The organism is Mesorhizobium sp. AA22, from assembly GCF_001672375.2.
GTDB lineage: Bacteria > Pseudomonadota > Alphaproteobacteria > Rhizobiales > Rhizobiaceae > Mesorhizobium > Mesorhizobium wenxiniae.
The window spans coordinates 3779988-3805904 of the sequence record NZ_CP048406.1; the positions used below are offsets into that span (position 1 = coordinate 3779988).

Sequence of the window (25917 nt, forward strand, 5' to 3'; positions counted from 1 at the left end):
AAGGGGTGTGATTGTCGACGCTACGACCTCGATTCCGTCCGCCCAAGCCGCAAGGCCACGTGATAGCAATGAAGCCTGCGGCCCCGGTGACGAGGATCGAACCCGCCCGGGCTAGTTCCACCGCGGAGCGGTCTGATCGCGATCAAACGGATTCCATCTTCAGCGCGCGGAAAGAGCAGACTGGTTGTGTGGATCATTGTCCAACCGGTGGTCCCCGCCTAGACGTTGTACGCCGGCGCATCGAAGCCAGCCGTGGTTGGGCAACCTATGTTGGAACAGCTCCAAATTCCGGCCGCCTGAATCCTGGTGGATGCTGACGCCTGGCGCCTGGGAACCAGACCATGATCCCGAGAAGCGCAAACCGGTTGTCAGGAAAGATCATTGTAAAATAATAAGTTAGGCTCCATCCCGATTCTCTCGGGATGGAACATGCCCCTAGGCGGCGGCCCTTATGGCAACACCGAAATGCGCCCCAGAAGAGCCACCAGTTCCGCCTGACGTCTCGTTTCGGTCTTGGCGAATAGCGAGGCAAGCTGGGAGCGGATCGTGGTGCGGCTGAGGCGCCAACTGCGGGCGATCTCCAACGGCGCATCGCCCTGAGCTAAGCGCAGCGCAAGGTGCGTTTCCGCGCTCGTCAAGCCAAACATCCTTTGCAGTGTCTGAGGATTTGGCCCCGACCTGTTCTCACGATCGAGCAATGCCACAATGCTCGTTCCGTCAGGAGCGATAAGGCCGTTCTCTTTCAGTATCACCGGCCTGTCGCTTCTGCTGCGGATCACCACCCAAGACAGTGAACCCGGCAGGAAATGGGCCGGAACATTTGCGATCAGCCGCCTTAGGGCTATCGAAAGCTCACCGGCTGTATCAGCCGCTTCGCCCTGGCGCTCCAGTGTGGTTTGGGCAGCTGCGTTCCATTCGATTACTTTTCTTTCTCGGTTCAGTACGAGATATCCACAGCCGATGCGATCCAGCATGCCAGTGATGGATTCCAGGCTGCGTTTCTTTGGTTCGTCGCCCTCTGCGTCCGGCCGATCTGATGCTCGAGTTGAAGGATAAGCATACGAGGGCCGCGTCATCTGCGTGCCGGCGTTATACTTGGTCCCTATTGTAATGTATCGTTTGCCCGCAACGACATCGCTGTGTCTATCGATCAGAGTCATTTTTCAACCTCCCCAAGTTTCACAGCCCGAAAATAAGTTGTTCGGGATTTACAAACAGTCTTGTATGCATAGGGCTCGCAAAAACGGGCCCTATTACGTTGAAACTCGATATATTCTGAGGAGTTCTGACCAAGTCATGCCTCCCCCCGTCGGTTAAAATGCGCGCTGTGATAGTGGTATGGCAATCCGGCAGTCGGACTAGGTTGTACGTTTTTTGCTCTAGTCTCGACGGCCTAGTCAAATGGTTGTAGTCTACACCTATGAACTCGCAGTCGCGCAGGCCGGATTCGAACCCATCGGGCAGGCTGCTAACTCATGTGGCCTCCGCAGTGGTACTGGCTGCTACACTGATATTTGAAAAAAAAGCGTCAGTATATGTTGGGGAAGGTTCGAGTTTTCTGGAATTTATTCCAGCTATTATAATCATTTCCTATCTTGAAGACCGTGGGCCTGCGCTTGCGGCGACAATCCTGATGGTGGCTGCCGGCCTGTGGGCACGAAGCACCCTGCATGGTCAGATCTCTGGCGAAGATTGGGCGCGCGCCATTCTGCTTGTGGTTTCGGGCGGCGTGATTGCCATGACGTTCCATCGGCTGCGGCAGGACTTGCGTGAGCTGCTGGAAGTAGCGGAAGCCAGACTCGCTGCCGTCGAAGCAACCGAAAACCGCTACCGTTGGGCTTTCGAACGCGCCGCCATGGGATTCGCAAACACCAACGAGAGGGGTGAGCTTCTGCAATCCAACAGACGCCTCAGTGAGATGACTGGCTACGAGGAGGAGGAGCTTGCCCAATTGCGGCTTGAGACACTCGTTCATCCGGACGACCGTGATGCCTTGGCGCAGTTGCTGGCGGGCCTGGGTAACGACTCTGCTTCGTTCGCTTCGGAGGTGCGTCTGTTAAAAAAGAACGGTTCGGCATTTTGGGCGCGGCTAACCCTGTCGTCATCCGTGCCCGACGGGGTTCTCTCAGAGAGCATCTTCGTGGTGGTCGACGATATCTCGGAACGACGAGCCGTACACGAAGCGCTTCGGGCTCAGAAGGAGTGGCTGGATCTCGCTTTGTCTGCCGGACGCCTGGCCACGTGGCGGATCGACCTTAAAGACGGGATCGTCACCGGCTCCGGCACGTTCTGGGACATTCTCGGCCTGCCCCCGGCCGCTAGCCGCCGTTTGGACGAACTGTCAGCCGTCATTCATCCGGCGGACTGGCCAAAGCTGGTAGCATCGAGAAAGCTCGCATCAGTCACGAATTACGACGTCGAGATTCGCGTCCGACGACCGGACGGACATATTCGCTGGGTTGCCCTGCGCGGAAGGGAAGAAAAATACGATGATCGTCTACAGCGGCTCGGCGTGGCTGCCGACCTGACCGAGCGACGACAAACCACGCTGCTACGCGCCGCGGCAAAGAAGCGGGAGCGCATTATGCTCGAACAACGCCACAGGTTCAGCAACCTATTCCCTGTGATCACGGCGCTGGTGAACATGGTCGATGTTCCCGAGAATAATGTCGCCAGGTACAAGGAGACGCTCGTCGACCGAATTCGTGCGCTCGAAGCAACGCATCTGCTGCTTTCACGCAACGGCAATGCGTCGGGGATGCTCCACGATCTCGTTGTCCAGGAGTTGCAGCCGTATATGGGAACACGCGACATATCGGTCAGCGGTCCTTCCGTTGTGATTTCAGGCGGCGCCGCCGAAAGCTTCGCGATGATTGTTCACGAGCTTGCGACCAATTCCTTGAAACATGGAGCGCTTGGCGATTCAAAAGGCCGGATCGAGGTAAATTGGACGTTCGCGTCTGAAGACGCAGGTAGTGACATCGTGTTCGAGTGGGTGGAATCGGGGCGACGGCGGACTTCAAAAGTTGTCCGTCATGGTTTCGGTTCCATGATACTCGGAGTGGATGGGGCGCCGCTTGTCGGTTACTCGCCCAAGTTGGAAATGTCGGATCACGGGCTGCGATATTCGCTGCGGCTGTCGCGCAAGGAAATCGGCCCATAACGCATTGGCGCAAAAATCGGCCTCGTTTCTAGAAGCCATAATGCGTAGATTCAAGTTTTAGAGCGTCCCTTGCGCGCCCAACAGGACGCGGCGCTCTAATTGCTATCCCTGGTTAGCCAAGTCTTCAGCATAACGGCAGCTTCTGTCCGATTCCGTACCCCAAGCTCACGCAGAACCGCAGCGGCATGAATTTTCGTCGTCGCTTCGGCGATTTCCAGATCGCGCGCAATTTCCTTATTCGAATACCCTTCCGCCATCAGCTTGAGGACCTCCTTTTGCCTCGAGGTCAGCCTGCCAAGATTGCCAGTGGTGGTACGTCGATGTGGGATATGCTCGGACGGAGTAGGTACGTGCGTTGCTTGTGCGGCTCCGGGGCGCGACAGAAGTGCAGGAACGTAGATGCGGCCCGAAAGGATTTCGTTGACGGCCATGATCACCTCCTCGTCTCTTTGCGACTTTACGATATAGCCGTGAAGGCCGATCGACAGAGCCGTGAGTATCTCCGAGCGGGAATCATTCCCGGAAACGATCGCAAAGCGTGTATCCGGATAAGCCGACAGTATGCCGCTGAGCACTTCCTGATTGAACAATCCCGGCATGTTCAGGTCCAGGATCGCAAGATCAACTGACGCCTGTTCCGCCAGCAGACTGAGTACGGCATCGAAACACGACGCCTCAAATATTTCCACACCTGGAATGCCTGCGGTCAGTGCCAATCGCAAGCCACGACGATACAAGCCGTGATCGTCGGCGATGACGATTCGATACATTGAACTACCCCAACGAATCCTGGAATGATTGAACGGTGATGGCCTTAAAGTCTTGGCCGACCACTCGTCGATTCATCCAGTCAACACCTGCGATGCCCCAACACCGCAAGCGTCAGATTGCTAATATAATCCTAAATAACGGGAAACGCTCCTCTTATTTTTGAATTCCGCGAACGGAGCCGGCTGACCTGTCGAACATTCGTTCTCAGCCTCCAAGACCCGTGTCCCAACAGCTCGCTTCGATGCCGATACCGCGCAATCGCCGGGTTGTCCTGGGTCGTTCCGGCGATTGGTGGATACTAGGCTCATTGTAAGCACTCATTCGGGTTTTGTCGGTCTTGTGGCCCCAAGCTGATCGGCCAAGAACTGATCGCTGAAGCGCGCTCCGAGCCTGCCTCTGCGACAGGCGCCAGCCTTCGTCGATCGGCACGGTTATTGAATACCAGAATGTCTGAATCGCTACCATTCGAATGCACGACGACATCCCCCCCGACGGCCACATACCATCTAGCTACAATGTCCGGATCAGGGCCGGCGGGAAACCTCACCGGTCCTTTAAGAGAACAAGAACGAGCTTTCCGGATGCTGTGGCGTAACGATGGCGTTCAGGTCGAGTGAACATGGGAGGACCAGATGAAAGCAGTGATTCAATGTGGTGGAATGGGGACACGCCTTCGCCCCTTCACGTCGGTCTTGCCGAAACCGCTCATGCCGATCGGTGCTCGACCGGTTCTTGAGATGCTTCTGAAATGGCTGCGACGCAATGGCATCCAAGAGGTCTACATCACAACCGGGTATCTCGGCCACTTGATCCGCACCGTATGCGGAGATGGCTCGCAGTGGAACCTGAAAATTCGATACACGCAAGAAATGGAGCCGCTCGGCACCATCGGACCGCTCTCATTGATCAGAGATGAGCTGACAGAACCATTCATAGTCCTCAACGGCGATGTCCTTACCGATCTAAGCCTCAGTCGATTTGTGGCAGCGCACCGCAGGCACACCGATCCGGTGACGATCGCGACAGCTTGCCGCCTGATCAAAATGGACTTCGGCGTCATAGACGAAGTCGACAACACCGTGCAGATCTTTCGCGAGAAGCCGACGCTTTCGCACCTGGTCAGCATGGGAATCTACTGCATGAATCCAGACGTTCTGCAGTTTATTCCATCTGGCATTCCCTTCGGGTTTGACGATCTGATGCTGCAGATGATGCAGAACGGTACAACTGTCCACGTGTACAAGCATGATGGCCTCTGGCTCGATATTGGGCGCGTCGACGATTTCCAGAATGCACAAGCCATTTCCTGGGAAGACCAGTCGGCCTCGATCGAGGTCACTGCCACGGCCGCATGACGACATCGCCAAGCCGATCCCACAGTCCAACAGTCTAGGAGGTTATGATGCTCTTGGTCAGTGCCCCAATTTTGGGTGTGCCGGAGAAGGCAGCTTTGTCCAAGGTCATCGATAGCGGCTGGCTGACCATGGGAGAGCAGGTGAGAGCCTTTGAAGAGGCTTTTGCCCACATGCATGGTGCAGAGGATTGCGTCGCGGTCAATTCTTGTACTGCAGCGCTTCATCTCATTCTACATGCACTCGGTATCGGACCAGGCGACGAAGTGCTGGTCCCGTCAATGACCTTCGTGGCGACCGCAAACGCGGTTCTCTACGTCGGTGCCACTCCGGTCTTTGTCGATATCGAGTCGGCCGACGTGCCGCTGATGTCGATCGTGGAAGCTGAAGCGCGATGCACTGCGCGCACCAAGGCGGTCATTCTCGTACATTTTGCCGGCTATCTCGCCAATCGGGAAGAATGGCAGAAGTTCGCTCGTGCCCGAGGGCTGCAGATCATCGAGGATGCCGCGCATGCGCCCGGCCTGAAGGAGGTAGGTACATTTGGTGCCGCGGCCGCCTTCAGCTTCTATGGCAACAAGAATATGACCACGGCGGAAGGTGGGGCCGTGATTGCCCGAGATCCCAAGCTGCTTGAGACAATCCGCCAGGCCCGTGGGCACGGCATGACCACGGGGACACATCAGAGGCTGAACAGTCGCACGCCGCAGTACGATGTCACCATGCTCGGATTCAACTATCGCATGGATGAAATGCGCGCTGCAATCGGACTGGTCCAGCTGCAGAATCTGCAGGAGTGGAACGAGATCAGGCGTATTCTGGTCATGCTGTATCGACGTCTGATCGCAAAACATTGTCCGGCCGTGACAGTTCCGTTCCACGAGCCGCGGACGTCCGCCTATCATATCATGCCCGTCCTTTTGCCGCGTTACGCTGACAGGCAAGACGTCATCGATGAATTGCGCAGGCAAGGAATACAAACCACCATCCATTATCCGCCGGTGCACCAGATGACGCTTTATCGCGAGCTTTTCCCCGGCACATATTTGCCGCGGACAGAGGACTTTGCCCAGCGTGAGCTCACTGTGCCACTGCATCCCCAGATCACCGCGCCTGTCGTCGAATCAGTGGCGGCCGCTCTTGCCGCTGCAGTCCACAGTTGCGCCCAAGCAGGAACAGCAGCATGAATGCCTTGGATTTATCCATCCATCGATCTGTTGTCTCAAGCGCCGCCCATGGGTTTGCGAGACGAGCAATTGATCTCGTAATCGCTGCAGCAGCCGCCATAGTCTTCGCTCCGCTGATGCTGGTGATCGCCCTGGCGCTCTTACTGGAAGGCGGCCGGCCCATCTTCTTTACGCAGACCCGCGTGGGTGCCGGTGGGCGGCCGTTCCGCATGTATAAGTTTCGCAAATTCGCGGTGCGGTGCGATCCCGGCGGCTTGGCGCTGACTATGGCCGGCGACAGCCGCATGACGAGAATAGGTCGGTTCCTCGCCCTCACCAAGTTCGACGAGCTCCCGCAATTGTGGAATGTCTTCAGAGGCGAGATGGCAATTGTCGGGCCGCGGCCGGAGAGCCTTGTCTTTGCCGATTGTTTCCGCGGTGGCTTCGAGGCCGTTCTACAATACAAGCCGGGCTTGTTGGGTCCGGCCCAGGTTCTCTTCCGGCATGAGGCCAAATTCTATCCGCGATCCGCGGATCCGGTACTGTTCTACCGCGAGGTTCTGTTTCCTGCCAAGGCCAGGATCGACCTCTCCTACTATCCGCAGCGGACGATCGCCGCTGACATCATCTGGATGATGCGCGGTTTTCTGGCGGTTCTCGGATTGGTCTCGCGGCCGCCGGTCGGCCTGGTCTCGCCGCCACCAATCGGCATGTGAGAAATGCTTGGCATGGCCAGGCTCTGGTGAATTCGCAAGTCAGCGCTTCACGTCATAGGGGGAGGAACGCTTAGTCATGAACTACAGGGGTAGGAAAGTTCTGGTTACGGGTGCCGATGGGTTCATCGGGTCGCATCTCACCGAAGCGCTCGTCCGGAGTGGGGCGGATGTCACGGCGCTCGCCCTCTACAATTCCTTCGACAGTCATGGTTGGCTGGATGATTTGCCGGACACCATTCGAAACCAGTTGAACCTCGTCCGCGGCGACGTTCGCGACAGCGCGTTCCTGAGCCGGATCATGCGTGGCCAGGCCGTTGTGTTTCATCTCGCCGCACTCATCGCGATTCCATACTCATACGCGGCCGCCCAATCCTATGTGGAGACCAACATCCTGGGCACAGTGAATGTCCTCGAAGCGGCGCGGCAATGGGAGACAGAGCGTGTGGTGCACACCTCGACCAGCGAGGTCTATGGCACTGCACAGACCATGCCTATCCGCGAATCCCATCCGCTGCAGGGCCAGTCACCCTATTCGGCATCCAAGATCGGCGCGGACATGATGGCAGAGTCCTACGCCAGGTCGTTCGACGTCCCCGTCGTGATTATGCGACCGTTCAATACCTACGGCCCACGTCAGAGTGAGCGGGCCATCGTGCCGACCATCATTAGGCAGGCTCTCGACAAAAACTGCCCGGCGATCATGGTCGGGGACACAAGTCCGGTCCGCGACCTTACTTTTGTGGAAGACACTGCGGCGGCGTTCCTGACCGCAGGTTCGGCCGAGCTCGAATTCGGCCATGCCTACAATGCCGGAAGCCAGCGCGCTGTGACGGTCTCGGACGTATTGGATCTGGTGCTCGAGTTGAGCGGCTCCAAAAAACCGGTTCACCGCGACGAACGCCGTCTGCGGCCGCAGAATTCCGAAGTCCGTGCCTTGCTGGCCGATTCTTCGCAACTCGAGACGAAGACCGGATGGCGGGCGCAGACCAGCCTGCGGGAAGGATTGGAGCGAACCATCGGATGGTGGCAGGCGCGCCTCAGCGAAGGCCGCGTACGCCGCGAAATGGGTTATATGACATGACCTTCTACCAGCGTGCATCGGCTCTGCTGTTGATTGCCGTTGCCATGTCGTTGGGTCTGCCCGCGGCCGGAAGCCGGCAAAGCAGCGAGCAGACACAATTTGTCGCGCCGGTGATGATGGATCTGCCCGACTATCTGCGCCCAGTGACGGATCCGGCGTTTGGGATAGTCTTTACGCGCATTACCAAGCCGGGAGTGCTTGGCAATGGGGTCGCATGCGGGAACAAATATTGCAGCCACCGTTATTCGAGTGCCCAAGCCTGGAATTCAGACCAGAGCCTTATCGTCATTACCAACGGCTGTAGCGGCGGCATGTGCTTTTTCAACGGGCACACATATGCTCCGCTGTTCCGCCGCGCTCGATCGACTGAATGCGAATGGCACCCTCAAAACGCCGATCTGATGATCTGCGTTCAGGGTCGGCAAGTGTCGAGCTGGGCGCCACGGACCAATCGCGAAGATGTCCTGTTTGTTTCGACTGAGTATCACGATTTCCATTTCGGGCCGGGCAAGGGCAATCCAAGCCGTGACGGTGACCGCATAGCCGTGCGTGCAGTGCGTAAGAATGGCGATGCGGTGGTCTTTGCTTACGATCTCAAGCAACGGCGGAAATTCCCGGACATCGATCTTGAGCATATTGGCGGAACCAACGGCACCTGCTCGATTTCTCCGCTCGGAACCAACATTCTATGCCTTCAGGAGATAACAAGCGGCATCGAACAGGGCTTCATTTTTAGTGTCGAGGGCACTTTGCTCCAGAGGTGGATGGAACATCACCGGCCCGGGCATGGCGATATGACAGTCGATGACGACGGCAGCGAAGTCTATGTCGGTATCAGCAAGTCCGATCCGGACAAGTATCAGGTGATCAAGCGAAGGCTGTCCGACGGCAAGGTCACCCCACTTATGAAATACGGCGAAGCCATGCATGCATCCCTGCGTGCGCTGGATAGGCCTGGTTGGGTGTTCCTGACCTATGGCGGCGATCCGGATGAGATATCGGCTCACCCGGACTGGGCGCCATATGCACAGGAAGTGATCGCGCTGCGCATCGATGGCAGCGGGGACGTCCGACGCATCGCACAAACGAGAAGCACTCAGTTAGACTATCGAAGCGAGAGTCATGCCTCACCGTCCCCTGACGGCTCGCAGGTAATCTGGTCGAGCAACTGGGGCGTGCCCGGCGGGCCAGTCTACGACTTCGTCTCCCGTGTCGATTGGCCGGAAGAGTCGACGTTGAACCGGAAGGAGATTGTCACCAATGGTCTTCACTAATCGTATCCTTCTTGCCGCGCTTGGTATGCTGGCTGCCGTGGGTATGGCCGCCGCAGCGGAGACGCGGGTCGCGTATCGAATTTCCGCCGGCGATACCGTCGAGATAGGAATTGCCTCCATCCCGGAACGAACGCAACGTGTCATGGTTCAAATGGACGGCACGATCGCGCTTCCCGAAGTCGGCATGGTTTCGGTCGGCGGCCTCACTCCGGCCGAATTGCAGACACGCATGGAGACGATCTTGACTACCAAGATATTTCACCAGCGTTTGCCCGATGGGCGGGAGCAAATGATCGTCGTCAAGCCGAGCGACGTCACCGCCGTGATCGCAGAGTATCGCCCGATCTACGTGACCGGCGACGTGCTCACTCCCGGACAGCAGGCTTACCGACCGCTCATGACCGTGCGGCAGGCGATCGCCGTGTCTGGCGGTTTCAGCCTTCTGCGGGCAAGGGCAAACCAGGTTGGCCCAGATCCGGTGGATCTGCGGCGCGACTATGAATCGGCCTGGGGGGAGTACACCAGAGACTATTTTCATAGCGCCCGCCTGCGCGCCGAACTTCAGAACCAGGCGAATTTCGACATGAAGCCACCACAAGGGTCACCCTTGTCGGCCGCTTTCGTGTCGGCAATCGCCCAGGCTGAAGCAGAAGGGCTCAAGATTTCCCTGGACAACTTCCAGCAGGAGCAAAGCTACCTTGAACAAAGTGCCAAGGCTGCTGCGGCACAGATCGAGGTCCTGCTCAAGCGCGAGAAGGCCGAAGCCGAGGCAGTGAAAGCGGACGAGGACGACCTGGCACGAATAACGAAAGTGCATAAAGCAGGCAATCTGACCAACGACAGACTCGCCGATGTCCGGCGCGGTGTGATTCTCTCTTCCAGCCGGGCGCTCGAAACGTCGGTTGAGCTCATGAGAACACGACGCCAGCAGGATGATTTTCTCAGGCAGCGCGAGCGCAATGACAACCTGAGAAGGATGGCTCTATTGACTGAGCTGAAGGACACCAACGTGCGTCTTGCCGACATCACCGCAAGACTTCGCGCCGCCAGCCAGAAGTTGCAGCCCACGGGGGCGTCCGCCCAGCCACTGCCAGTTGCCGGCGAAACCATCCAGGCTCAGGTCACGATCATTCGCAAGATGGGTGAGGAATGGCGCAAACAGCCGGCCGGAGAAGACACCGAGGTATCACCGGGTGACACGATTGAGGTAAGGTTCAGCAACGGTCTCGAGACCGCCGCGGTCCGATAGACTGCTGTACCTTGTTCTGTCGCGATTGCCGATTGCGTTACTGTCTGAAAGCTCTGGAAACCTGGTCGGTAAAGGGTTTCAGCAAATAGGACCATACATTGCGCTCGTCAGTGCGTATGTGAACTTCGGCGGGCATGCCGGGTTTGAGTATTTTCGCTCCCGTCAGACAGGTCGTGGAATTTTCGACATTGATGCGCGCCGAAAAATATGAAAGCTGACGTTGCTGATCCTTAATCAGATCTGCAGAGATGCGGTTGACCGAGCCTTGGCAAACAGGTGTCGTCCCTACGTCGAAAGCCGGAAAGCGGATTGAAACCCGCTGTCCTGGACGCACGTCATCGATACGCTCTGGAGAAACGAGCGCATCGACAACCAGGTTGTCGGCATCGGGCACAATCATCATGAGCACTTCTCCGGGAGCAATCACCCCTCCAATGGTGTGGACCGCGGATTCTTGTACCGTTCCCGACTGTGGGGCGCGGATATCTGTCCTGGCGAGTTCGTCTTCCGCCACTACCTTGCGCTCATTGAGTTCGGTCTGCTTGGCTTCCGTTTCGCGAAGTTCGCTCGTTACCTCGCTCCGCATTTGCTCGTCGAGCTGAAGCACCTGCAGGTCAGTCTCACTGATGCGGGCTTGGACCTCGGCGATTGCCGCGACAAGGCGTCCTGACTCGCCGCGAGTCCGGCTCTTCTCCAAGCTGATGGTGCTTAGCCTTTCTTTAGAGACCAACTTCTTGGAGTAGAGAGACTCGACGTCAGCAAGGTTCAGCGTCAGCAGATTCAGCGACTCGTCCATCGCCGCCTGCTGCGCTTTGAGGCCATCGATCTGACGTTCCAATTGCTTCGAGCGGCTTTGCAATTGTGCCTTCTGGCCCGCCAGCGCCGCAGCACGGCTTTCGAACACGGCCCGCTCGCCACTGATAAGCGTCGCCAGTTGCGGGTCGCCCATCTTGACCCGAAGGCTGGGCGGAATCTGCATTTCCGGCAGACCCTGTCGCTCGGCTTCCAGCCGGGCCAGACGAATGGTGGCGCGATTGAGATCCTCGCTGATTATCTGCAGGTTTGCTCGGGTCAATGTGTTGTCCAGCCTGACCAATACGTCGCCGGCCTGCACATGATCCCCGTCCTTGGCGAAGATGCCGCCGACAGTGCCGCCGGTTTGATGCTGGACTTTCTTTATGTTGCTTTCGACCACCACAGTGGCAGGGGCAATCACCGCGCCGGCAATCTTGGTCAAGCCCAGCCAGAGTCCTCCGCCGAAGATCAACAGGAAGGTGATTGCCAAGCCCAAGAGCAGATTGGCCCGGATGCCATCCGGCTCTGGCTTCGTCTCGAACGATTGGCTTTCGCCAGCGACCGCGGCATATGACGACACGGTCACGCTAGAACAATACCTCACATAGGCCCGCCTGCACCTTTCTGCAGCGGAACGATAGTATGCTGCCAGCCCCAAGAGCAGATTGGTCCGGAGGCCATCCGGCTCTGGCTTCGCTCCAATCGGTTGGCTATCGCCAGCAACCGGAGCATATGATGACAGGGACACATCAGACACGGAGCAAGACCTCACGCATGGCCGCTTGCACCTTGTTGCAGCGGGACGAAACTATTTTGCCGCGGGAAGGGCCGGACCACATTTGCCAGAACGTCTTCGCGCGAGCCAAATGAATGGAGCATGCCATTCGACAAGACGAGCACCTGATCGATGTTGACGAGAGCTGACGGACGATGCGCAACAACAATCGCGATGCCGCCACGCTCGCGCACGGCCAGGATTGCCCCAGCCAGGGCAACATCGCCATCTGCATCCAGATTGGAATTTGGTTCGTCGAGAACGACAAGGAATGGATCGCCATAAAGCGCCCTGGCGAGCCCGACGAGTTGCCTCTGCCCAGCCGACAGGGCCGCTCCGCCTTCCCCGATGCGCGTTTGGAAACCTTCCGGCAGGCGCATGATCATCTTGTCCACGCCCGCAGCCTTGGCGGCTGCCAGCACGCCCTTTGCGTCACTCTTGCCGCCGAACCGTGAAATGTTGTCTGCGATCGTTCCGTCGAACAGTTCAACGTCCTGCGGCAGGTAGCCAATATGGGTTCCGAGCAGTTCCGAATTCCACTGATCGAGCGAGGCGCCGTCCAACCTTACCGTTCCACGAAGCGGCTTCCATGCCCCGACCAAAGCACGCACGAGCGTCGTTTTGCCAGAGCCGCTCGGGCCGACGATCGCCAACCCCGCGCCCCTCGACAGGCGAAAGCTTACATTGACGAGCGTTGGTCTCTGCAGACTTGGTGGCGCGACCGTCAGTTCCTCGACCGCAAGCTGTGTCTGTGGGCGCGGCAGCTCCATAGGGTCTTTCTGGCTACCGAAAGCATCCAACGCTGCCGCCAGATCGGTATAGCTTCGCCGGGTGGCCAGAAATCCTCTCCAGTTTGCGATTGCCACATCGACCGGCGCCAATGAGCGGCCCAGTAATATGGACGATGCGATGATCACGCCGGGCGAAGCCTCGCCGCCGATCACAAGGTAGGCACCAAGCCCCAGTACCGAGGACTGCAGGGCCATTCGAAGTGTCTTCGACAATGAACTCGCTGCGCCGACGACATCGGAGAGCTGTTCCTGGTTCTTGAGGTAAAGATGGCTGATCTCATTCCAGCGCCGACCGAGCTGAGCGGAAAGGCCCATCGCCTGGACAACCTCCGCATTGCGGCGGCCGGAATCGGCAAGAAGCCGCTGTGCCACGAGCGTCTCAGACGCACGCGCGGCGGGTTTGCGAGCAACGACTTCCGCGACTACCGTCAAAAGCACGACAGCAGCCGCGCCGACGGTTGCCAACACACCAAGCGAAGGGTGCAGCAGATAGATGACCACCATATAAAACGGAATCCAAGGAGCGTCGAAGACGACCGTCGGTCCCAGTCCGGAAAGAAATCCGCGCAACTGGTCCAGATCGCGAAGCGGCTGCACCCGGTTCGCATCCTGCCCAGCAGTAAGCGGCAGGGAAAGCGAGGCAGCGAACGCCTTTTGCTGCAGATCTCTGTGCAGGCGGCTGCCGATGCGGACCAACAGGCGAAGCCTGACGAAATCGAGGAGGCCATAGACAGCGTAGAGGCCAAGCATCCCGATCGTAAATCCGATGAGAGTCGGAATGCTCTGGGAAGGCAGCACGCGATCGTAGATCTGGAGCATATAGACGGAGCCGGTCAGGGCGAGAACGTTTATCACTGCCGAGAAAACGCCGACGCCAATCAGTCCATGCATTGAGCCGAACATAGCGGAGCGTAGATCGGGCGAGCGCCCTTGCGTTGACTTCATGATCTGCGATCTTTCGTGCGAAATTGCCGCGCGAACGTGTTGGTCATGTCGATGATGGGTAAACCCTCTTGCCTTGCGGGAAGCGGCTGCTTTCCGTTAGCTACTGAAACATTACGCTTTGCTTACATATGTGCCTTTTGATTAAAATGTAGCAAAATCGTGACGCAGGACCGAGAATTCGGGAATTGGCTTTGCAAGGCTGGGGATAAACGGGGCTGGGAGCCCGGATATTTCCAATGATGAGACAATATTCCCAATCATGCGACAGATGAGAGGCTCATGATCACCTTTTGTTGCATCATGTCTTCAAACCTTAGGGCGGCGAGTGTTTTTCGATTTGCCCATCGAGAATTTAATGAATTTGGGATACACTTAATTGGGGCGGAATTGTCGGACAACGGCACCGGCAATGTCAGGAAGGCGGGTCTGTCATGAGCGAAGAGATCAGTGTCGCCGAAGCCTACAGCAAAGGCCGCACCAACTTCATGGGGCTGGAGTTGCTCATCGCGCCCGGTGCGCTCGTTCCCCGGCCGGAGACGGAGTTGCTTGGCACGACCGCTCTTGGTGTTCTGAGTCAAATGAACCTGCCGGCGCCACGCGTCGTCGATATGTGCTGCGGGGCCGGCAATCTGGCGTGCGCCATCGCGCACTTCGCTCCCACCGCGCGTGTCTGGGCGAGCGATCTTACCGATGGATGCGTCGAAGTCGCGCGCCGCAACGTCGCCCATCACGGCATGGCGGATCGCGTGTCCGTGCTTCAGGGCGACTTGTTCAGTGCTTTCTCGGGCTTGGAGCTTGATGGTACGATGGACGTGATCGTCTGCAATCCGCCCTACATTTCGGAAAAGCGGCTTGAGGGTGACCGCGCGCATCTGACGGAGCTTGAGCCGCGTGAAGCGTTTGCGGCCGGCCCCTACGGCCTGAGCATCCATATGCGGGTGATCAAGGACGCGCCGCGTTACTTGCGGCGCGGAGGCGTCCTGCTCTTCGAGGTCGGCCTCGGCCAGGACCGGCAGGTCATCAGTCTGCTGGAGCGTTCCAAGGCTTACGAGAACATCCGCGCGGTCACGAACGAAGCCGGCGAGGGCAGGGTGGTTGTGGGACATACCCCGTCGCAAGCGTGAGCCGTGCCGCGACTGCGGCAGGCTCGGTGGCGCTGTCGGCGGCGTAAAACAACGCTAGGCAGATGTCGGCAATCAGTTTTGCTTGCGGAGAACATATTGCGCAATTCCTTGGATAGAATCGAGGTTCTCCGGCAGGAGTTCGCTGTCTTCCACGGTGATGCCGAAGGTCTCCTCGATAAAGCCGATAACCTCGAGTACCCCTGTCGAGTCGACGATGCCTTGGTCGAGAAGGGACGTGTTGCTCTCCAGAGCATCCGCGTCGGCTATGTAGAAATTCGACGCCAGGAAAGCGCGAATCTGATCCTTGCAGGTCTCGGCTCTATCCTTGGTAGACAACATTTAATCCTCCTCCGATACTGATACTAAAGATGAATGCTGATCAATTTCATCTAGAAACCGCCTCATGACAGGGCCGTTTTTTTGAGTTTGCCTGTGTCTGTCATCGGTAGGCTGGGTACGATCACGATGGACTTCGGAACCATGAAATTTTCCAATCGTCTCTGGCATTCTTTCTGCAACTGCCTTTCGCCGACGATTCTTCCTTGCTCGATCACGACGAAGGCTTTCACAGCTTGTCCGAGCAACTCGTCCGGAACGCCGATGACCGCGGCTTCCCGCACACCCGGAATATCCAGCAGCGCGTTTTCCACCTCCTTCGGCGCTATCTTCTCTCCTCGCGATTTTATGATCTCATCGCCGCGACCGATGAAGTAGAGGTAGCCTTCCGCGTCCATCCGGCAGTAGTCGCCGGTGTACAAGACCTGCTCGCCCGGCAACGGGCCGGGTTTGAGTTTTCTGGCCGTGGCTTCCGGCTTACCCCAATAGCCCTTCATCACCGTCGCCCCGCGGATGACGAGTTGGCCAACGACATCAGGACCGACCGGCTTGTCATGCTCGTCGACAATCCACATTTCCGTGTTCGGGATGGCGACGCCGACGCTCAATGGCTTTCGCTCAAGGTCTTCCGGCGGCAGATAGGTGCAGCGCTTGCATTCGGTGAGGCCATACATTGAATAGATGCGCGCATCCGGAAACAGGTCCTGCAGCATGAGAATGTGCTTGAGCGGCAGGGCAGCCGCAGTGTTCGTGACGTAGCGAATGCTCGAAAAGTCATGGTCTTTCAGCGACTTGAGATCCGAGAGTGCGGCGAAGATGGTCGGCACGCCGGGAAAACCTGTCACCCTCTCCTGCTTGATCAACCCGAGGATCTGCGCCGGGAAAGCGAACGAGCGTTCAAGCACCAGCCGAGCGCCAGTGCGAAACGCCATGATCATCTGGTACAGGCCGTAATCGAAGGCGAGAGGCAAAACGTTGAGGATCACCTCGTCTTCGCACAGCTTCAGGTATGAAGCGATCGACGTGCACGCGGCAGTCATGTTCCTGTGCGTCAGCATCACGCCCTTGGGTTCGCCTGTCGATCCAGATGTGTAGATGATGGCAGCGAGATCGATATCGATGCACCGGCGCGCCGGCGGTACGCTACCATCGGCGGCGACTACGCTGTCCCAGCGCACGGCGTGCGGCAATCCTGTCAGCTCGGCCTCGATGATCGGCCCGGAGACGATCACCCGGCGCAATGACGGGCAGTTGCGTGCCGGCCCGCTAAAGATCGAGTGCAGGTGCCTGTCCGTGATCAGTGCCGTCGGTCGGCAATCGTTGAGCAGGTAATCAAGCTTGTCGCTCTTGGTGAGGGGATTGACGATGCACACCACGGCGTTCGCCTTGAGCACGGCCCAGAAGCCGACGACCGTCTCGACAGTGTTGTCGGCGAAGATCATCACGCGATCTCCGCGTGCAACCCCAGACGCGGCCAGATGTTGCGCGATGGCGTTCGAGCGCGCTTCGAGCTCGCCATAGGTGACACGTTGCCCGCCGCACACCAGCGCCACCTTCTCATGGACCCGGCTGGCGGCGTGGGTGAGGTAGTCATGCAGCAGTGGTACGGCGCCATGCATCATGCCAGCACCTCTTCGCGATGCTCGCGCTCAACGTCGACGCTGAGCTCGCCCACGCGGACCCCACCGGGACGGCTTGCGACAAACTGCTGGTGAAGAAGCTGGGTCGACAGCACGCCGACCAGCGCCATGTTGTCGGAGTTGGACAGATCGCCGTCGCTCGCCCTGGCTCGACACTTGTCCAACAGGCGCGTGACCGACTTCGGATCGAAAACGTTTGCCTCGCGCAGCGCCGTCTCCGAAAGCGCTTCGCGGACATAGGCCGGAGCATCGTCGGCAACGAAGCAGAGCGCGTTGGGCGCTCGGTACGGCTGCTTCTTGCGGGCCACGATTTCGGACGGCACGATCGGTTCCGCTACCCGCTTCAACACGTGCTTTTCGTCGAGGACGCGCAGCTTGTAGGCAGCCGGAAGCGAATTCGCGAGCGTCACGAGTTCATCGTCAAGGAACGGGAAGCGCCCCTCGACGGAGTGGGCCATGAGCATCCTGTCCCCTTGTGAAGAAAGCAGGTATCCCGACATCAGCGTCTGGATCTCGACATACTGGTCCTGCGCGAGCGAGCCCCATCGCGAAAACTCCGCGGGCAGGCGGGCGATCAGCTCGGGCACGGCATTGCGGCGCTCGGACTCGGCGCGCATGTCGGCGGAGAACAATCGCTTGATGGCGCTGGTGGTGCGCCAGCGTGTGTCATGCGCAAAGCCGGGCGTGTCATAGGCCAGGATATCGCGCCCGAAGAACTGGCGCGCCATTGCTTGCTGATGTACCGGCGAGCGGCTGAGATAGGGATACAGGCGCTCCAGCAGCCGTGAGCGTCGTGTCGATGCGGGCTGGCGTCCCCAAAAGCGGCGAACTTTGCCTTCGCGGAACAAGTCATAGCCAGCGAACATTTCGTCAGCTCCTTCGCCGGTCAGCACGACCTTGATGCCGTGTTCTCGCACCAGCCTAGAGAGCAGGAACAGCGGCGCAGGCGCGGTCCTCAGGATTGGGCGCTCTGTGTGGTTGATCACCTCGGGAAAGATCTCGGCGATGTCGCTGCGCGAAACCACCACCTCATGGTGCTCGCTCCCGGTCGCGCCGGCGACCAGGCGCTGGAAACGGGTCTCGTCATACTCGGCGTCGGCAAAACGCAGGGAGAAGGTCTGGAACCGCTCGCCCGCGTAGCGCCTTCCCAGCGCGGCGACTAGCGAGCTGTCAAGCCCGCCCGACAGATAGCAGCCGACTGGCACGTCGGCCTGCACGATCCTGAGCGCCGTCGCAGCCTCCAGGGCGCCGCGCACGTCGTCCACCGCGTCGTCGAGCGAGCCGGTGAATTCTCCACAGCGGGGATCGGAAATTTCGGGATAGCAAGGCTTCCAGAAGGCCCGCTCGCGAACGGTGCCACTTTCGTAAATGCGGACGTGCCCCGGGGTGAGTTCGCTGATGCCCTGAAATACGCCTTGCGGCGGGACGACTGTCCAGAGCGTGAAAGTCTGATCGATGCCGGCTGGATCGAAAGCACGGGGTATATTCATGTCGGCCGCGAAAATGGCTTTCACTTCGCTGGCAAAGTAAAGGCGCCCCCCATGCTCGCAGAAATGCAAGGGGCAGATACCAAACCGATCGCGCGATAACACGAGACGACCCGCTACCGAGTCCCAGATTGCGACCGCCCATTGCCCGTTCATCCGCTCGAAGGCAGCCTCGCCCCACGCGCGATAGGCATGGACGATGACCTCTGTGTCGCTATGGGTGCGGAAGCGGTGGCCGAGGGCGATCAATTTTTCACGCAGATCGAGGTAGTTGAATATCTCGCCGTTGAAGACGATCCAAGTCGTGTCGCCCGCATCCGCGAGTGGCTGCTGGCCGCTGGAGAGATCGACGACGGAAAGGCGGGCATGCGCCAATCCCGCGCGTTTGTCGCGGTAGAGGCCGCGCTCGTCAGGACCGCGATGCGCGAGTGCGCCCACCATGCGCATCAGTGCCTCCCGCGAAGGAGGCGCCGCGTAGGCGCTTAGCGAAATGATTCCGGCGATGCCGCACATCCGGTCAGCCCTCGCCCATGGCAGTGGCCGGCAAAGGCCGTGCGTGAAGATAGCGTGCGGCACGCCGTTTGCTGTCGATGTCCTTGAAGACTTTCTGAACCTGGGCCGCGGTGAGGCCGGCAGCTGCCGCGACCTCGTCGACAGAAATTCCGTGGTTCAAGCCGTAGAGGCACAGATCCATCAGATGGTAAGGCAGCGCGAAATAGAATTCCTCCTGACTCTGGGCCATGGAGAAAGTGTCCGTGGTCGGCGGCCGCCGCCGGACCTCTTCATCCACCCCAAGGTATTCAGCCAGCTGGTAGACCTGGGTCTTGTAGAGGTGGACGATTGGCATCAGATCGGCAATTCCGTCGCCCTGCTTGACGAAAAAGCCTTGGTCATGCTCCAGGCGGTTTGGCGTACCTGCAACGGCATAGTTGAGGCGGTCCGCATGGTAGTACTCGGTCATCTTGCGCAGGCGCTGCTTGTAGTTGGTTGCAGCAACGATCTGCAGATAGGCTGCCGGCGACAGACGCACCGTATCGGTCTTGCCCTCGGGATCCTGAACCGTGAGGCGTGTGATGTTGAGACCGTTGCTCTCGAGAACCGACGCGAGCACGAGCTTGCATTTCCAGCCGTCGCCATACTGGGGAACGACCGTCTGGATCGCTTGGATCTGTCGGCGATAGGCGCCGACGGCCTCAAGTGCTGGTGCTAGGTCTTCCAGGATCGTATCGATGCCAAGCTGGGCTGCGACGCTGCGGCCAAGCCTTAGCGAATCGCCGGAGGAATGGCGCTCCGGCATGAATATGCCCAAGACCTTGTCTTTCCCGAACGCGCGTGCGCACAACGATGCGACAACGGAACTGTCGATACCCCCGGAGAGGCCGACAACCACGCCACGACGCCGCAGCGTGCCAAAAACCTGCTCGCGCAGGATCTGAACGATGCGATCGACCTCCGCGCGAGCATCGAGCACCAGCGTGCCCATGCTGAATTGTGAGATCAAGTCGATGGTCTGTACTCCCGTTTGCGAAGCTCAGCCGCAGAATAGGTTTGCTTCAACGCATTCTCGATGAGTGGGCGGTTGGTCGCGAGATAGGGCTCTGTGACCATATCGAAGTGACTGCCAACGACCGGAATCACATCCAGATGCGCGAAAGCGCCATCCCACCCTATGGCCAGAGGCATATTGGGCCGAGCGCAGCGGAAGAGGATTGCAGTGATCGGCAGCGTCGGTCTGGGTATCGCCAACCACTGGTAGAAAGCTCGCCCCCGCAACTGCCCCTGCAGTTCCAGTTTGGTTCTGAAGCTCGTCGCGTTGAACTCGTCCTGGGCATAGCGATCGAGGATGCGGGCGAGCTGCGCCTCGAAGCCCGTTTTGACAGCGACTTTTGCAAGGAAGCGGCAGACCATCCGGTCAGCGGTCACCCGGTTGGTCCGGATTCGCTGATATGTGCGGACAATCATCCCCCAATAGGTGCTCCGCTCGCCGAGGAGACTCGTGTCGAGGATTCCCAGGAACTTCACAGTTCGCCCCGCGGCCAGCAGCCGCGCCGCGACTTCGAACGCGACGGCGCCACCGAGTGAATGGCCGAGAAGTCGTACGTGACCCGCAGGCTGGGCGCGGCGGATCTGCTCGACGGCGGCGTCGGCCATGTTGGCGACGGTGTTTTGGCCGCCCAATATCATAGCCAGGGCGGGGTACCTGATGGGGGCTACTCGGGCAACCTTGCCCATAGCGGCTGCAAAGGCAGCGAGGCTCGGGCCATAGCCGACCGAGCCCGGGAACAGGAAAAGAATTGGCGCGTCGTGCGCCTGCGCGCGCGCGCGCCGGTCGCCTGGTTGTGCCGACACGACCGCCTTGACCATTTCGTCCGCGCTCATACCGACCGTGAAGCCCTCGAGACTGAGTTCCTGCCCGATGGCGCTTTCGATTTCCATCACGCATTGCAGCAGCTTCAGTGAATCTCCGCCTGCGTCATCCCAGCGGCCTGCGGCGACGCGTGTATTGAGGATATTGTTCCAGGCATGCTGCACTATCCGGTGGACGGTCGGTTCGCTCGTATTCGACGGCTGCGCGGCCGGGGCGATCTTCCTGGCTGCAAGATCAATCTCCGCAAGCGTAGCCATGTCGACCTTGCCGCCCGGCAGACGCGGAATCCCGGCGATCGTGTGGAGCCGCAAGGGACACAGCGGCGGCGGCAGCTTCGTTCTGACAAGCTGGCGAAGCTCGTCCAAAAAGGCAGGCCCCGCCCATGGCTGGGGAATGGCGAATGCAACAAGCTCATTTGCCGCCGTCACAATTGCAACGGCATCCTCCACGTCAGGCTCGTTACGCAACATCCGTTCGAGTTCGGCAGGCTCGATAGGCCGACCATTGATCTTTATCTGGCGCCCCTTACGTCCGACGATCCGCAACAGGCCATGACTGTCAAGTTCGACGAGGTCACCCGTCGCGAAGATCCGAAGATCCGGGTCATCCGGATCCGATTCCGCCGGCACGACGGCGCCGTTCTCCCAATGGCCAAGCAGGACATACGGGCTTCTTATCAGGAGCTCTCCGCTCTTGCCCGGCTGAACGCGGCGGCCTCTTTCGTCGACAATCGCGAACGCGATTCCTGGAAGCAGCCAGCCAACCGGAACCGAGGCGCCTTCCTCCGGCCAGTCCTGCGGTAAGACCCATTGCGCCCCTGTGGTCTCGGTTGACGAGTAACCGATCTGGATGAGGCAAGTGCTCGAAACGACCTTGCGCAGCAGGGCGATATCGGTCCATGACACCGTCTCTCCTCCGATCCGGGCCACTCGGAGCGAGCGGAAGGCGTCAGCAGGTTTGTCCGCCATGAGTGCGCGGAGCAAGGCCGGAACAAGATAGGTCACCGTCACGCCTTCGGATTCTACCAGGCGTTGGACCGCCCGCAGGCCGATGGCTTCGAGCTCGGCGAGATGCAAGGTGGCGCCGGTCAGAACGGCAGCGAGAACCTCCCGGCAACCGGCGATCGTGGCGGGCGCGGTCAAGGGCAGGAAAACATCATCCGAATTGATGTGGCATGCGTCGACATATTGCTGAACCCGCCACAGCAGACTGCGCTGGCTGTTGACGACGCCTTTGGGATGGCCAGTGCTGCCTGAGGTGTAGAGTACTATCGCGGGCGCGTCGACCGAGACGGAACAGGACTGGGGTATCGGCTGCACTTGCGGAGTGATGCTGGTAGTCGCATCAATCCAGTGGACATCCTGAGCCAAACCGACAGGGCGAACGTTGCCGTCGCCTATGACCGCCGAGAGCCGCGCCGCAACAACTATCTCATTGGTTCGCGAGTAGGGATCTCTCGTGTTGAGTGGCACGGAAGGCCGCCCAACCGCCATGCTCGCCAAGATAGCCACCGGGTACCAGGCAGAGTTGGCCTGAAGGATTCCGATCGCCTGCCCGTTGGGAACGACGGCCGCAATACGGTGGGACAACATCTCGACGGCTTGGAAAAGCTGGGAATACGTCAGACGAGTGGTGCCGTCGCTGATCGCGAGTTTGTTGGGATATTGCTTGGTGACGTCTCTCAAATGATCGAAGACGGTAACGTTCGCAAAATCGACGCCCATGCGTTGATGAGGGCGCAGTACAGGACCGCCCTGATCAAGTGCGTAATCCGGCACGTTTGACCACCTGCGGGAGGCCGCTGGCTGACAATCCGCCCCTAGATCCAGACGTGCCTTTTCTGATCCCAAATATGCCGGAGACATGAGTGGCTCACGCTAAGATTAAGGTCACTTATCGCCCCCGGCCGAAATCTTTTCATCGATCATTCTGATGATGCGGCGATCTTCACCAAACGGCCGCGGTTGCTCATTTTGGCGTCATCTCGTGCTGCGGACGCTTCGCGTCGACAGGAGGCTCACGGCGCACAGGCGATCGCGCCTGCCAACCGGCCAGCGCCGCCGCCATTGGCTTTATTCGTGCTGTCGCGGTCCTGGGCGATAATCGGCGTGGCAGTAGGCGCCCCGCTGTCAGTGGTCGCGAAGTCGTCAGGAAATTAGCGCGATACAGCTAGGAGCAAAGATCCAGGGGTTTGAGCTTACCCGGCTCTCTGATCAGTTTTTTGGGCTTTTCTTGGTTTACCTGGTGCTTTTGTCGGGCCACGCCCGCTGGTGTCGGAGTCTCCGTCGGAGACAAAGCAGTATGCAAAGATATGTCCCCGGTTCTCGTCGGTTACTCGGATCCAATCCTTTTCCCACGTTCGGAGGGTAACATGTCGATCTGTCGACATGGCGGCGGCTTTGAAAGGGCTCGGCGCGTTGATGATACGCACCGCGATCACGTCATCGCCCTCCATTTGTTCGACGAGGTATGTCTGCATAAAGGCCTCCCAGCGCCCATTGCAACCTTAACGTCAGCCAAAGAGTGCGGTTGCAGCGTAGCAAAGAGATTTTTGACAAATGTGACGACCCGAGGGGGCCGTTCAAGGCGTCGGGCGAGGGTTAACGCCGGATCGACCAAGCGGCGCGCAGGTCGTCGGCCTGGGCGCTCCTGACGCCGCAAGCAGTCAGCGCGCCTTTGGTCGCCGTTACGAGCGCGGCATTGTCCTTGGCGGTTGTACCGTCGGCCAGAGTAAAATTGTTCTCGAAGCCGACGCGGGCATGACCGCCCAGCAGCGCACCGGCCGTAACGCAAGCGGTTTCTTCCCGACCGAAGGCGCAGACCATCCAGTGCGCGAAGCGCGGGCGGTCATGCGCAAGGAAGGGAAGCAGATCGGCCGGTCGCGAAACCTTGCCTGGCGTGTAGCGGCCGAGCACATAGAGCACCGGGATGCCATCGAAAGGCACCAGCCCGCGCTGCTGCATGGCGGCTAGGGCCGAAGCCTCTTCGGGCGCGTAGAGGATCATCTGAGGGGCGATCCGCTCGCTCTTCAGCCACCACAGGAACTCCGCGAAAGCGGTCTCATGGGCAGCGTCTGGCACCAGTTCGCGCAGCGCCAGCGAAACCGCCTCAGGGCGGGTAGCGCGCACCACCGCCATCTGCTCGGCCGGCTGGTATCGGCCGACCGCTTCGCTGGTGATCTGGATGATCAGCCGCTCGCCCACCGCATCGCGTATCGCTTTCGTCGTCTCGCGATAAGCGTGCGCGTCGAGCAAATGGCCGCCGTCGCGATCGCGGACATGCGCATGGATCATAGCGGCGCCCGCCTCGAGGCAGGCGGCGGCGGTCCGGGCCAGTTCCTGGGGGCCGATCGGCAGGGCAGGGTGGTCTTCCTTGCCACGCCGTCCACCATTCGGCGCAACGGCGATTGCCGTCGGCGCGATAAGTCCGGGGCCGGTCACGTCCCTGTCGACGGTCATAGGTGCAGTCCAATTGTTTCAGTATTGCGCACTATGTAACATGTGTTGCATGATAGGGTCGCTCCAAACCGCGCCATCGTCAATCGAGGAAAGCATGACACACATCCTGCATCGCCAGATCCATGCGACCCTGCCCGTCGCGATAGGCGGCAAGGGTATCGAACTCTTCGACCGCGATGGCCGCGCCTATATCGACGCGTCAGGCGGCGCGGCGGTTTCCTGCCTCGGCCACAGCCATCCCGACGTGACGGCCGCGCTCCACGCACAGGCCGATAAGCTCGCCTATGCCCACACCAGCTTTTTCACCAACGAGCGGGCCGAGACATTGGCCGACAAGCTCGTCTCCGGGGCGCCACAAGGTATTAGCCACGCCTATTTCGTGTCCGGCGGCTCCGAAGCGGTGGAGGCGGCGCTCAAGATGGCACGGCAGTTTTTCGTCGAGACTGGCAAGGCCGAGCGGCGATACGTCGTTGCCCGTCGACAGAGCTATCACGGCAACACGCTCGGCGCTCTCGCTGCCGGGGGTAATGAGTGGCGCCGTGCCCAATTCCGCCCGTTGCTGATCAACACGTACCACATCGAGCCATGCTATGCCTACCGCTACCAGGAGGCCGGTGAGAGTGAGGAGGCCTACGGCCTGCGCGCCGCCCAGGCGCTCGAGGACAAAATTCTCGAACTCGGTCCGGACACCGTCATGGCCTTCGTCTCGGAACCTGTCGTCGGCGCGACAGCAGGGGCGGTGCCCGCCGTTCCCGGTTATTTCAGGCGCATCCGCGAAATCTGTGACCGCTACGGTGTGCTCCTCATCCTCGACGAGGTGATGTGCGGCATGGGCCGCACCGGGACGCTGCATGCCTGCGAGCAGGACGGTGTCGCGCCCGACCTGATGACAATAGCCAAAGGCCTCGGTGGAGGCTACCAGCCTATTGGTGCGGTGCTGCTTTCACGCCGCATCTTCGACGCTTTCGCCGAAGGCTCCGGCTTCTTCCAGCACGGCCACACCTATATGTGCCACCCGATGGCCTGCGCGGCGGCTCTTGCCGTCCAGGAGGTGATCGCTCGCGACGATCTGCTCGCCAATGTTCGGGCGATGGGAGCACATCTTTCGCAGCGACTGGGCGAGCGGTTCGGCAACCATGCCCATATCGGCGACATTCGCGGGCGCGGCCTTTTCATGGGTGTGGAACTGGTCGAGGATCGCTCGACCAAGGCGCCCTTTGACCCGAAGCTGAAGCTCAATGCGAAGATCAAGTGCGAGGCAATGGCGCGCGGACTGCTCGTGTATCCCGCTGTAGGCACGATCGACGGCGTGCGCGGCGATCATGTGCTGCTTGCGCCGCCATTCATCGTAGACGCCGCAGCAATCGACGCGATTGTCGAACGACTCGGCGACGCGATAGACGCTGCGGTGGCATAGCGCCAGCGC

At 59.5% G+C, this 25917-nt stretch carries 20 protein-coding genes; 9 read left to right on the plus strand and 11 right to left on the minus strand.

What is annotated here, in order from left to right; translation table 11 throughout:
- Window positions 1-449 precede the first annotated feature (449 nt).
- Window positions 450-1160: a helix-turn-helix transcriptional regulator gene (locus tag A9K68_RS18195; protein WP_065009412.1), complete on the minus strand. Its 711-nt coding sequence runs from the start codon at window positions 1158-1160 to the stop codon at window positions 450-452.
- 317 nt (window positions 1161-1477) lie between these two features.
- Between A9K68_RS18195 and A9K68_RS18200 the strand changes: the two genes are divergently transcribed.
- Window positions 1478-3163 (plus strand): PAS domain S-box protein, encoded by a 1686-nt coding sequence (locus A9K68_RS18200; RefSeq protein ID WP_348640686.1) that lies wholly within the window; start codon window positions 1478-1480, stop codon window positions 3161-3163.
- Between the two features lie 95 nt (window positions 3164-3258).
- Here A9K68_RS18200 and A9K68_RS18205 read toward each other — a convergent pair whose 3' ends face one another.
- Window positions 3259-3933: a response regulator transcription factor gene (locus tag A9K68_RS18205; protein WP_065009410.1), complete on the minus strand. Its 675-nt coding sequence runs from the start codon at window positions 3931-3933 to the stop codon at window positions 3259-3261.
- Window positions 3934-4566: 633 nt separating this feature from the next.
- On the opposite strand from A9K68_RS18205, the gene A9K68_RS18210 reads away from it, so the two are divergent.
- The 6 genes from A9K68_RS18210 to A9K68_RS18235 all read left to right on the plus strand — a co-directional run bounded on the left by A9K68_RS18210 (window position 4567) and on the right by A9K68_RS18235 (window position 10772).
- Window positions 4567-5289: an NDP-sugar synthase gene (locus tag A9K68_RS18210; protein ID WP_065009409.1), complete on the plus strand. Its 723-nt coding sequence runs from the start codon at window positions 4567-4569 to the stop codon at window positions 5287-5289.
- Window positions 5290-5336: 47 nt separating this feature from the next.
- Window positions 5337-6473, plus strand: a complete 1137-nt coding sequence (locus A9K68_RS18215; RefSeq protein WP_065009619.1) for a DegT/DnrJ/EryC1/StrS family aminotransferase — start codon at window positions 5337-5339, stop codon at window positions 6471-6473.
- Entirely contained in the window at window positions 6470-7168 is a 699-nt protein-coding gene (locus A9K68_RS18220) for a sugar transferase (protein WP_065009408.1), read from the plus strand. Before A9K68_RS18215 ends, A9K68_RS18220 begins: the two co-directional genes overlap by 4 nt.
- A 76-nt stretch (window positions 7169-7244) precedes the next feature.
- Complete coding sequence (locus A9K68_RS18225) at window positions 7245-8249, plus strand: SDR family NAD(P)-dependent oxidoreductase (protein ID WP_065009407.1); 1005 nt, start codon at window positions 7245-7247, stop codon at window positions 8247-8249.
- Entirely contained in the window at window positions 8246-9523 is a 1278-nt protein-coding gene (locus A9K68_RS18230) for a hypothetical protein (RefSeq protein WP_065009406.1), read from the plus strand. The genes A9K68_RS18225 and A9K68_RS18230 overlap by 4 nt, the downstream gene beginning before the upstream one ends.
- Window positions 9510-10772 (plus strand): polysaccharide biosynthesis/export family protein, encoded by a 1263-nt coding sequence (locus A9K68_RS18235; RefSeq protein WP_065009405.1) that lies wholly within the window; start codon window positions 9510-9512, stop codon window positions 10770-10772. The genes A9K68_RS18230 and A9K68_RS18235 overlap by 14 nt, the downstream gene beginning before the upstream one ends.
- Window positions 10773-10809: 37 nt before the next feature.
- Here A9K68_RS18235 and A9K68_RS18240 read toward each other — a convergent pair whose 3' ends face one another.
- Together A9K68_RS18240 and A9K68_RS18245 are read right to left on the minus strand one after the other, a co-directional pair.
- A complete protein-coding gene (locus A9K68_RS18240) occupies window positions 10810-12147 on the minus strand; it encodes an HlyD family type I secretion periplasmic adaptor subunit (RefSeq protein WP_065009618.1) in 1338 nt (445 codons plus the stop codon).
- Between the two features lie 188 nt (window positions 12148-12335).
- The gene (locus A9K68_RS18245) at window positions 12336-14078 is read right to left on the minus strand and encodes a type I secretion system permease/ATPase (protein ID WP_065009404.1); all 1743 of its coding nucleotides are present in this window, start codon (window positions 14076-14078) and stop codon (window positions 12336-12338) included.
- A gap of 431 nt (window positions 14079-14509) precedes the next feature.
- On the opposite strand from A9K68_RS18245, the gene A9K68_RS18250 reads away from it, so the two are divergent.
- Entirely contained in the window at window positions 14510-15202 is a 693-nt protein-coding gene (locus tag A9K68_RS18250; RefSeq protein ID WP_065009403.1) for a class I SAM-dependent methyltransferase, read from the plus strand.
- A gap of 72 nt (window positions 15203-15274) precedes the next feature.
- Here the strand turns inward: A9K68_RS18250 and A9K68_RS18255 are convergent, their stop codons facing one another.
- From A9K68_RS18255 to A9K68_RS18285, 7 genes are all read right to left on the minus strand, one after another.
- Window positions 15275-15541, minus strand: a complete 267-nt coding sequence (locus A9K68_RS18255; RefSeq protein WP_029352679.1) for an acyl carrier protein — start codon at window positions 15539-15541, stop codon at window positions 15275-15277.
- Window positions 15542-15603: 62 nt separating this feature from the next.
- On the minus strand, window positions 15604-17160 hold the full coding sequence (locus A9K68_RS18260) for a class I adenylate-forming enzyme family protein (RefSeq protein ID WP_065009402.1): 1557 nt from the start codon (window positions 17158-17160) through the stop codon (window positions 15604-15606).
- Window positions 17157-19178, minus strand: coding sequence for an asparagine synthase (glutamine-hydrolyzing) (gene asnB, locus A9K68_RS18265; protein ID WP_065009401.1), 2022 nt, complete (start codon window positions 19176-19178; stop codon window positions 17157-17159). The genes A9K68_RS18260 and asnB overlap by 4 nt, the downstream gene beginning before the upstream one ends.
- A gap of 4 nt (window positions 19179-19182) precedes the next feature.
- The gene (gene nadE, locus A9K68_RS18270; RefSeq protein WP_082982495.1) at window positions 19183-20148 is read right to left on the minus strand and encodes an NAD(+) synthase; all 966 of its coding nucleotides are present in this window, start codon (window positions 20146-20148) and stop codon (window positions 19183-19185) included.
- A gap of 14 nt (window positions 20149-20162) precedes the next feature.
- Complete coding sequence (locus A9K68_RS18275) at window positions 20163-22898, minus strand: AMP-binding protein (protein ID WP_065009400.1); 2736 nt, start codon at window positions 22896-22898, stop codon at window positions 20163-20165.
- Window positions 22899-23230: 332 nt separating this feature from the next.
- Entirely contained in the window at window positions 23231-23512 is a 282-nt protein-coding gene (locus A9K68_RS18280) for a hypothetical protein (protein WP_065009399.1), read from the minus strand.
- Window positions 23513-23633: 121 nt separating this feature from the next.
- Window positions 23634-24491, minus strand: coding sequence for a 3-keto-5-aminohexanoate cleavage protein (locus A9K68_RS18285; RefSeq protein WP_065009398.1), 858 nt, complete (start codon window positions 24489-24491; stop codon window positions 23634-23636).
- Window positions 24492-24585: 94 nt separating this feature from the next.
- Here A9K68_RS18285 and A9K68_RS18290 point away from each other — a divergent pair, with 94 nt between their 5' ends.
- Window positions 24586-25908: an aspartate aminotransferase family protein gene (locus A9K68_RS18290; RefSeq protein ID WP_065009616.1), complete on the plus strand. Its 1323-nt coding sequence runs from the start codon at window positions 24586-24588 to the stop codon at window positions 25906-25908.
- The last annotated feature ends 9 nt before the right edge of the window (window positions 25909-25917 follow it).

Excerpts from the sequence above, each read along its gene's own strand:
- A9K68_RS18225 (WP_065009407.1), top strand. The coding sequence starts at position 7,245 with ATGAACTACAGGGGTAGGAAAGTTCTGGTTACGGGTGCCGATGGGTTC.
- nadE (WP_082982495.1), bottom strand. The coding sequence starts at position 20,148 with ATGGGCACGCTGGTGCTCGATGCTCGCGCGGAGGTCGATCGCATCGTT.
- A9K68_RS18235 (WP_065009405.1), top strand. The coding sequence starts at position 9,510 with ATGGTCTTCACTAATCGTATCCTTCTTGCCGCGCTTGGTATGCTGGCT.
- A9K68_RS18285 (WP_065009398.1), bottom strand. The coding sequence starts at position 24,491 with ATGACCGTCGACAGGGACGTGACCGGCCCCGGACTTATCGCGCCGACG.
- A9K68_RS18230 (WP_065009406.1), top strand. The coding sequence starts at position 8,246 with ATGACCTTCTACCAGCGTGCATCGGCTCTGCTGTTGATTGCCGTTGCC.
- A9K68_RS18280 (WP_065009399.1), bottom strand. The coding sequence starts at position 23,512 with ATGCAGACATACCTCGTCGAACAAATGGAGGGCGATGACGTGATCGCG.
- A9K68_RS18255 (WP_029352679.1), bottom strand. The coding sequence starts at position 15,541 with ATGTTGTCTACCAAGGATAGAGCCGAGACCTGCAAGGATCAGATTCGC.
- A9K68_RS18245 (WP_065009404.1), bottom strand. The coding sequence starts at position 14,078 with ATGAAGTCAACGCAAGGGCGCTCGCCCGATCTACGCTCCGCTATGTTC.
- A9K68_RS18275 (WP_065009400.1), bottom strand. The coding sequence starts at position 22,898 with ATGTCTCCGGCATATTTGGGATCAGAAAAGGCACGTCTGGATCTAGGG.
- A9K68_RS18215 (WP_065009619.1), top strand. The coding sequence starts at position 5,337 with ATGCTCTTGGTCAGTGCCCCAATTTTGGGTGTGCCGGAGAAGGCAGCT.
- A9K68_RS18205 (WP_065009410.1), bottom strand. The coding sequence starts at position 3,933 with ATGTATCGAATCGTCATCGCCGACGATCACGGCTTGTATCGTCGTGGC.
- A9K68_RS18260 (WP_065009402.1), bottom strand. The coding sequence starts at position 17,160 with ATGATGCATGGCGCCGTACCACTGCTGCATGACTACCTCACCCACGCC.
- A9K68_RS18195 (WP_065009412.1), bottom strand. The coding sequence starts at position 1,160 with ATGACTCTGATCGATAGACACAGCGATGTCGTTGCGGGCAAACGATAC.
- A9K68_RS18220 (WP_065009408.1), top strand. The coding sequence starts at position 6,470 with ATGAATGCCTTGGATTTATCCATCCATCGATCTGTTGTCTCAAGCGCC.
- A9K68_RS18250 (WP_065009403.1), top strand. The coding sequence starts at position 14,510 with ATGAGCGAAGAGATCAGTGTCGCCGAAGCCTACAGCAAAGGCCGCACC.
- A9K68_RS18290 (WP_065009616.1), top strand. The coding sequence starts at position 24,586 with ATGACACACATCCTGCATCGCCAGATCCATGCGACCCTGCCCGTCGCG.
- asnB (WP_065009401.1), bottom strand. The coding sequence starts at position 19,178 with ATGTGCGGCATCGCCGGAATCATTTCGCTAAGCGCCTACGCGGCGCCT.
- A9K68_RS18210 (WP_065009409.1), top strand. The coding sequence starts at position 4,567 with ATGAAAGCAGTGATTCAATGTGGTGGAATGGGGACACGCCTTCGCCCC.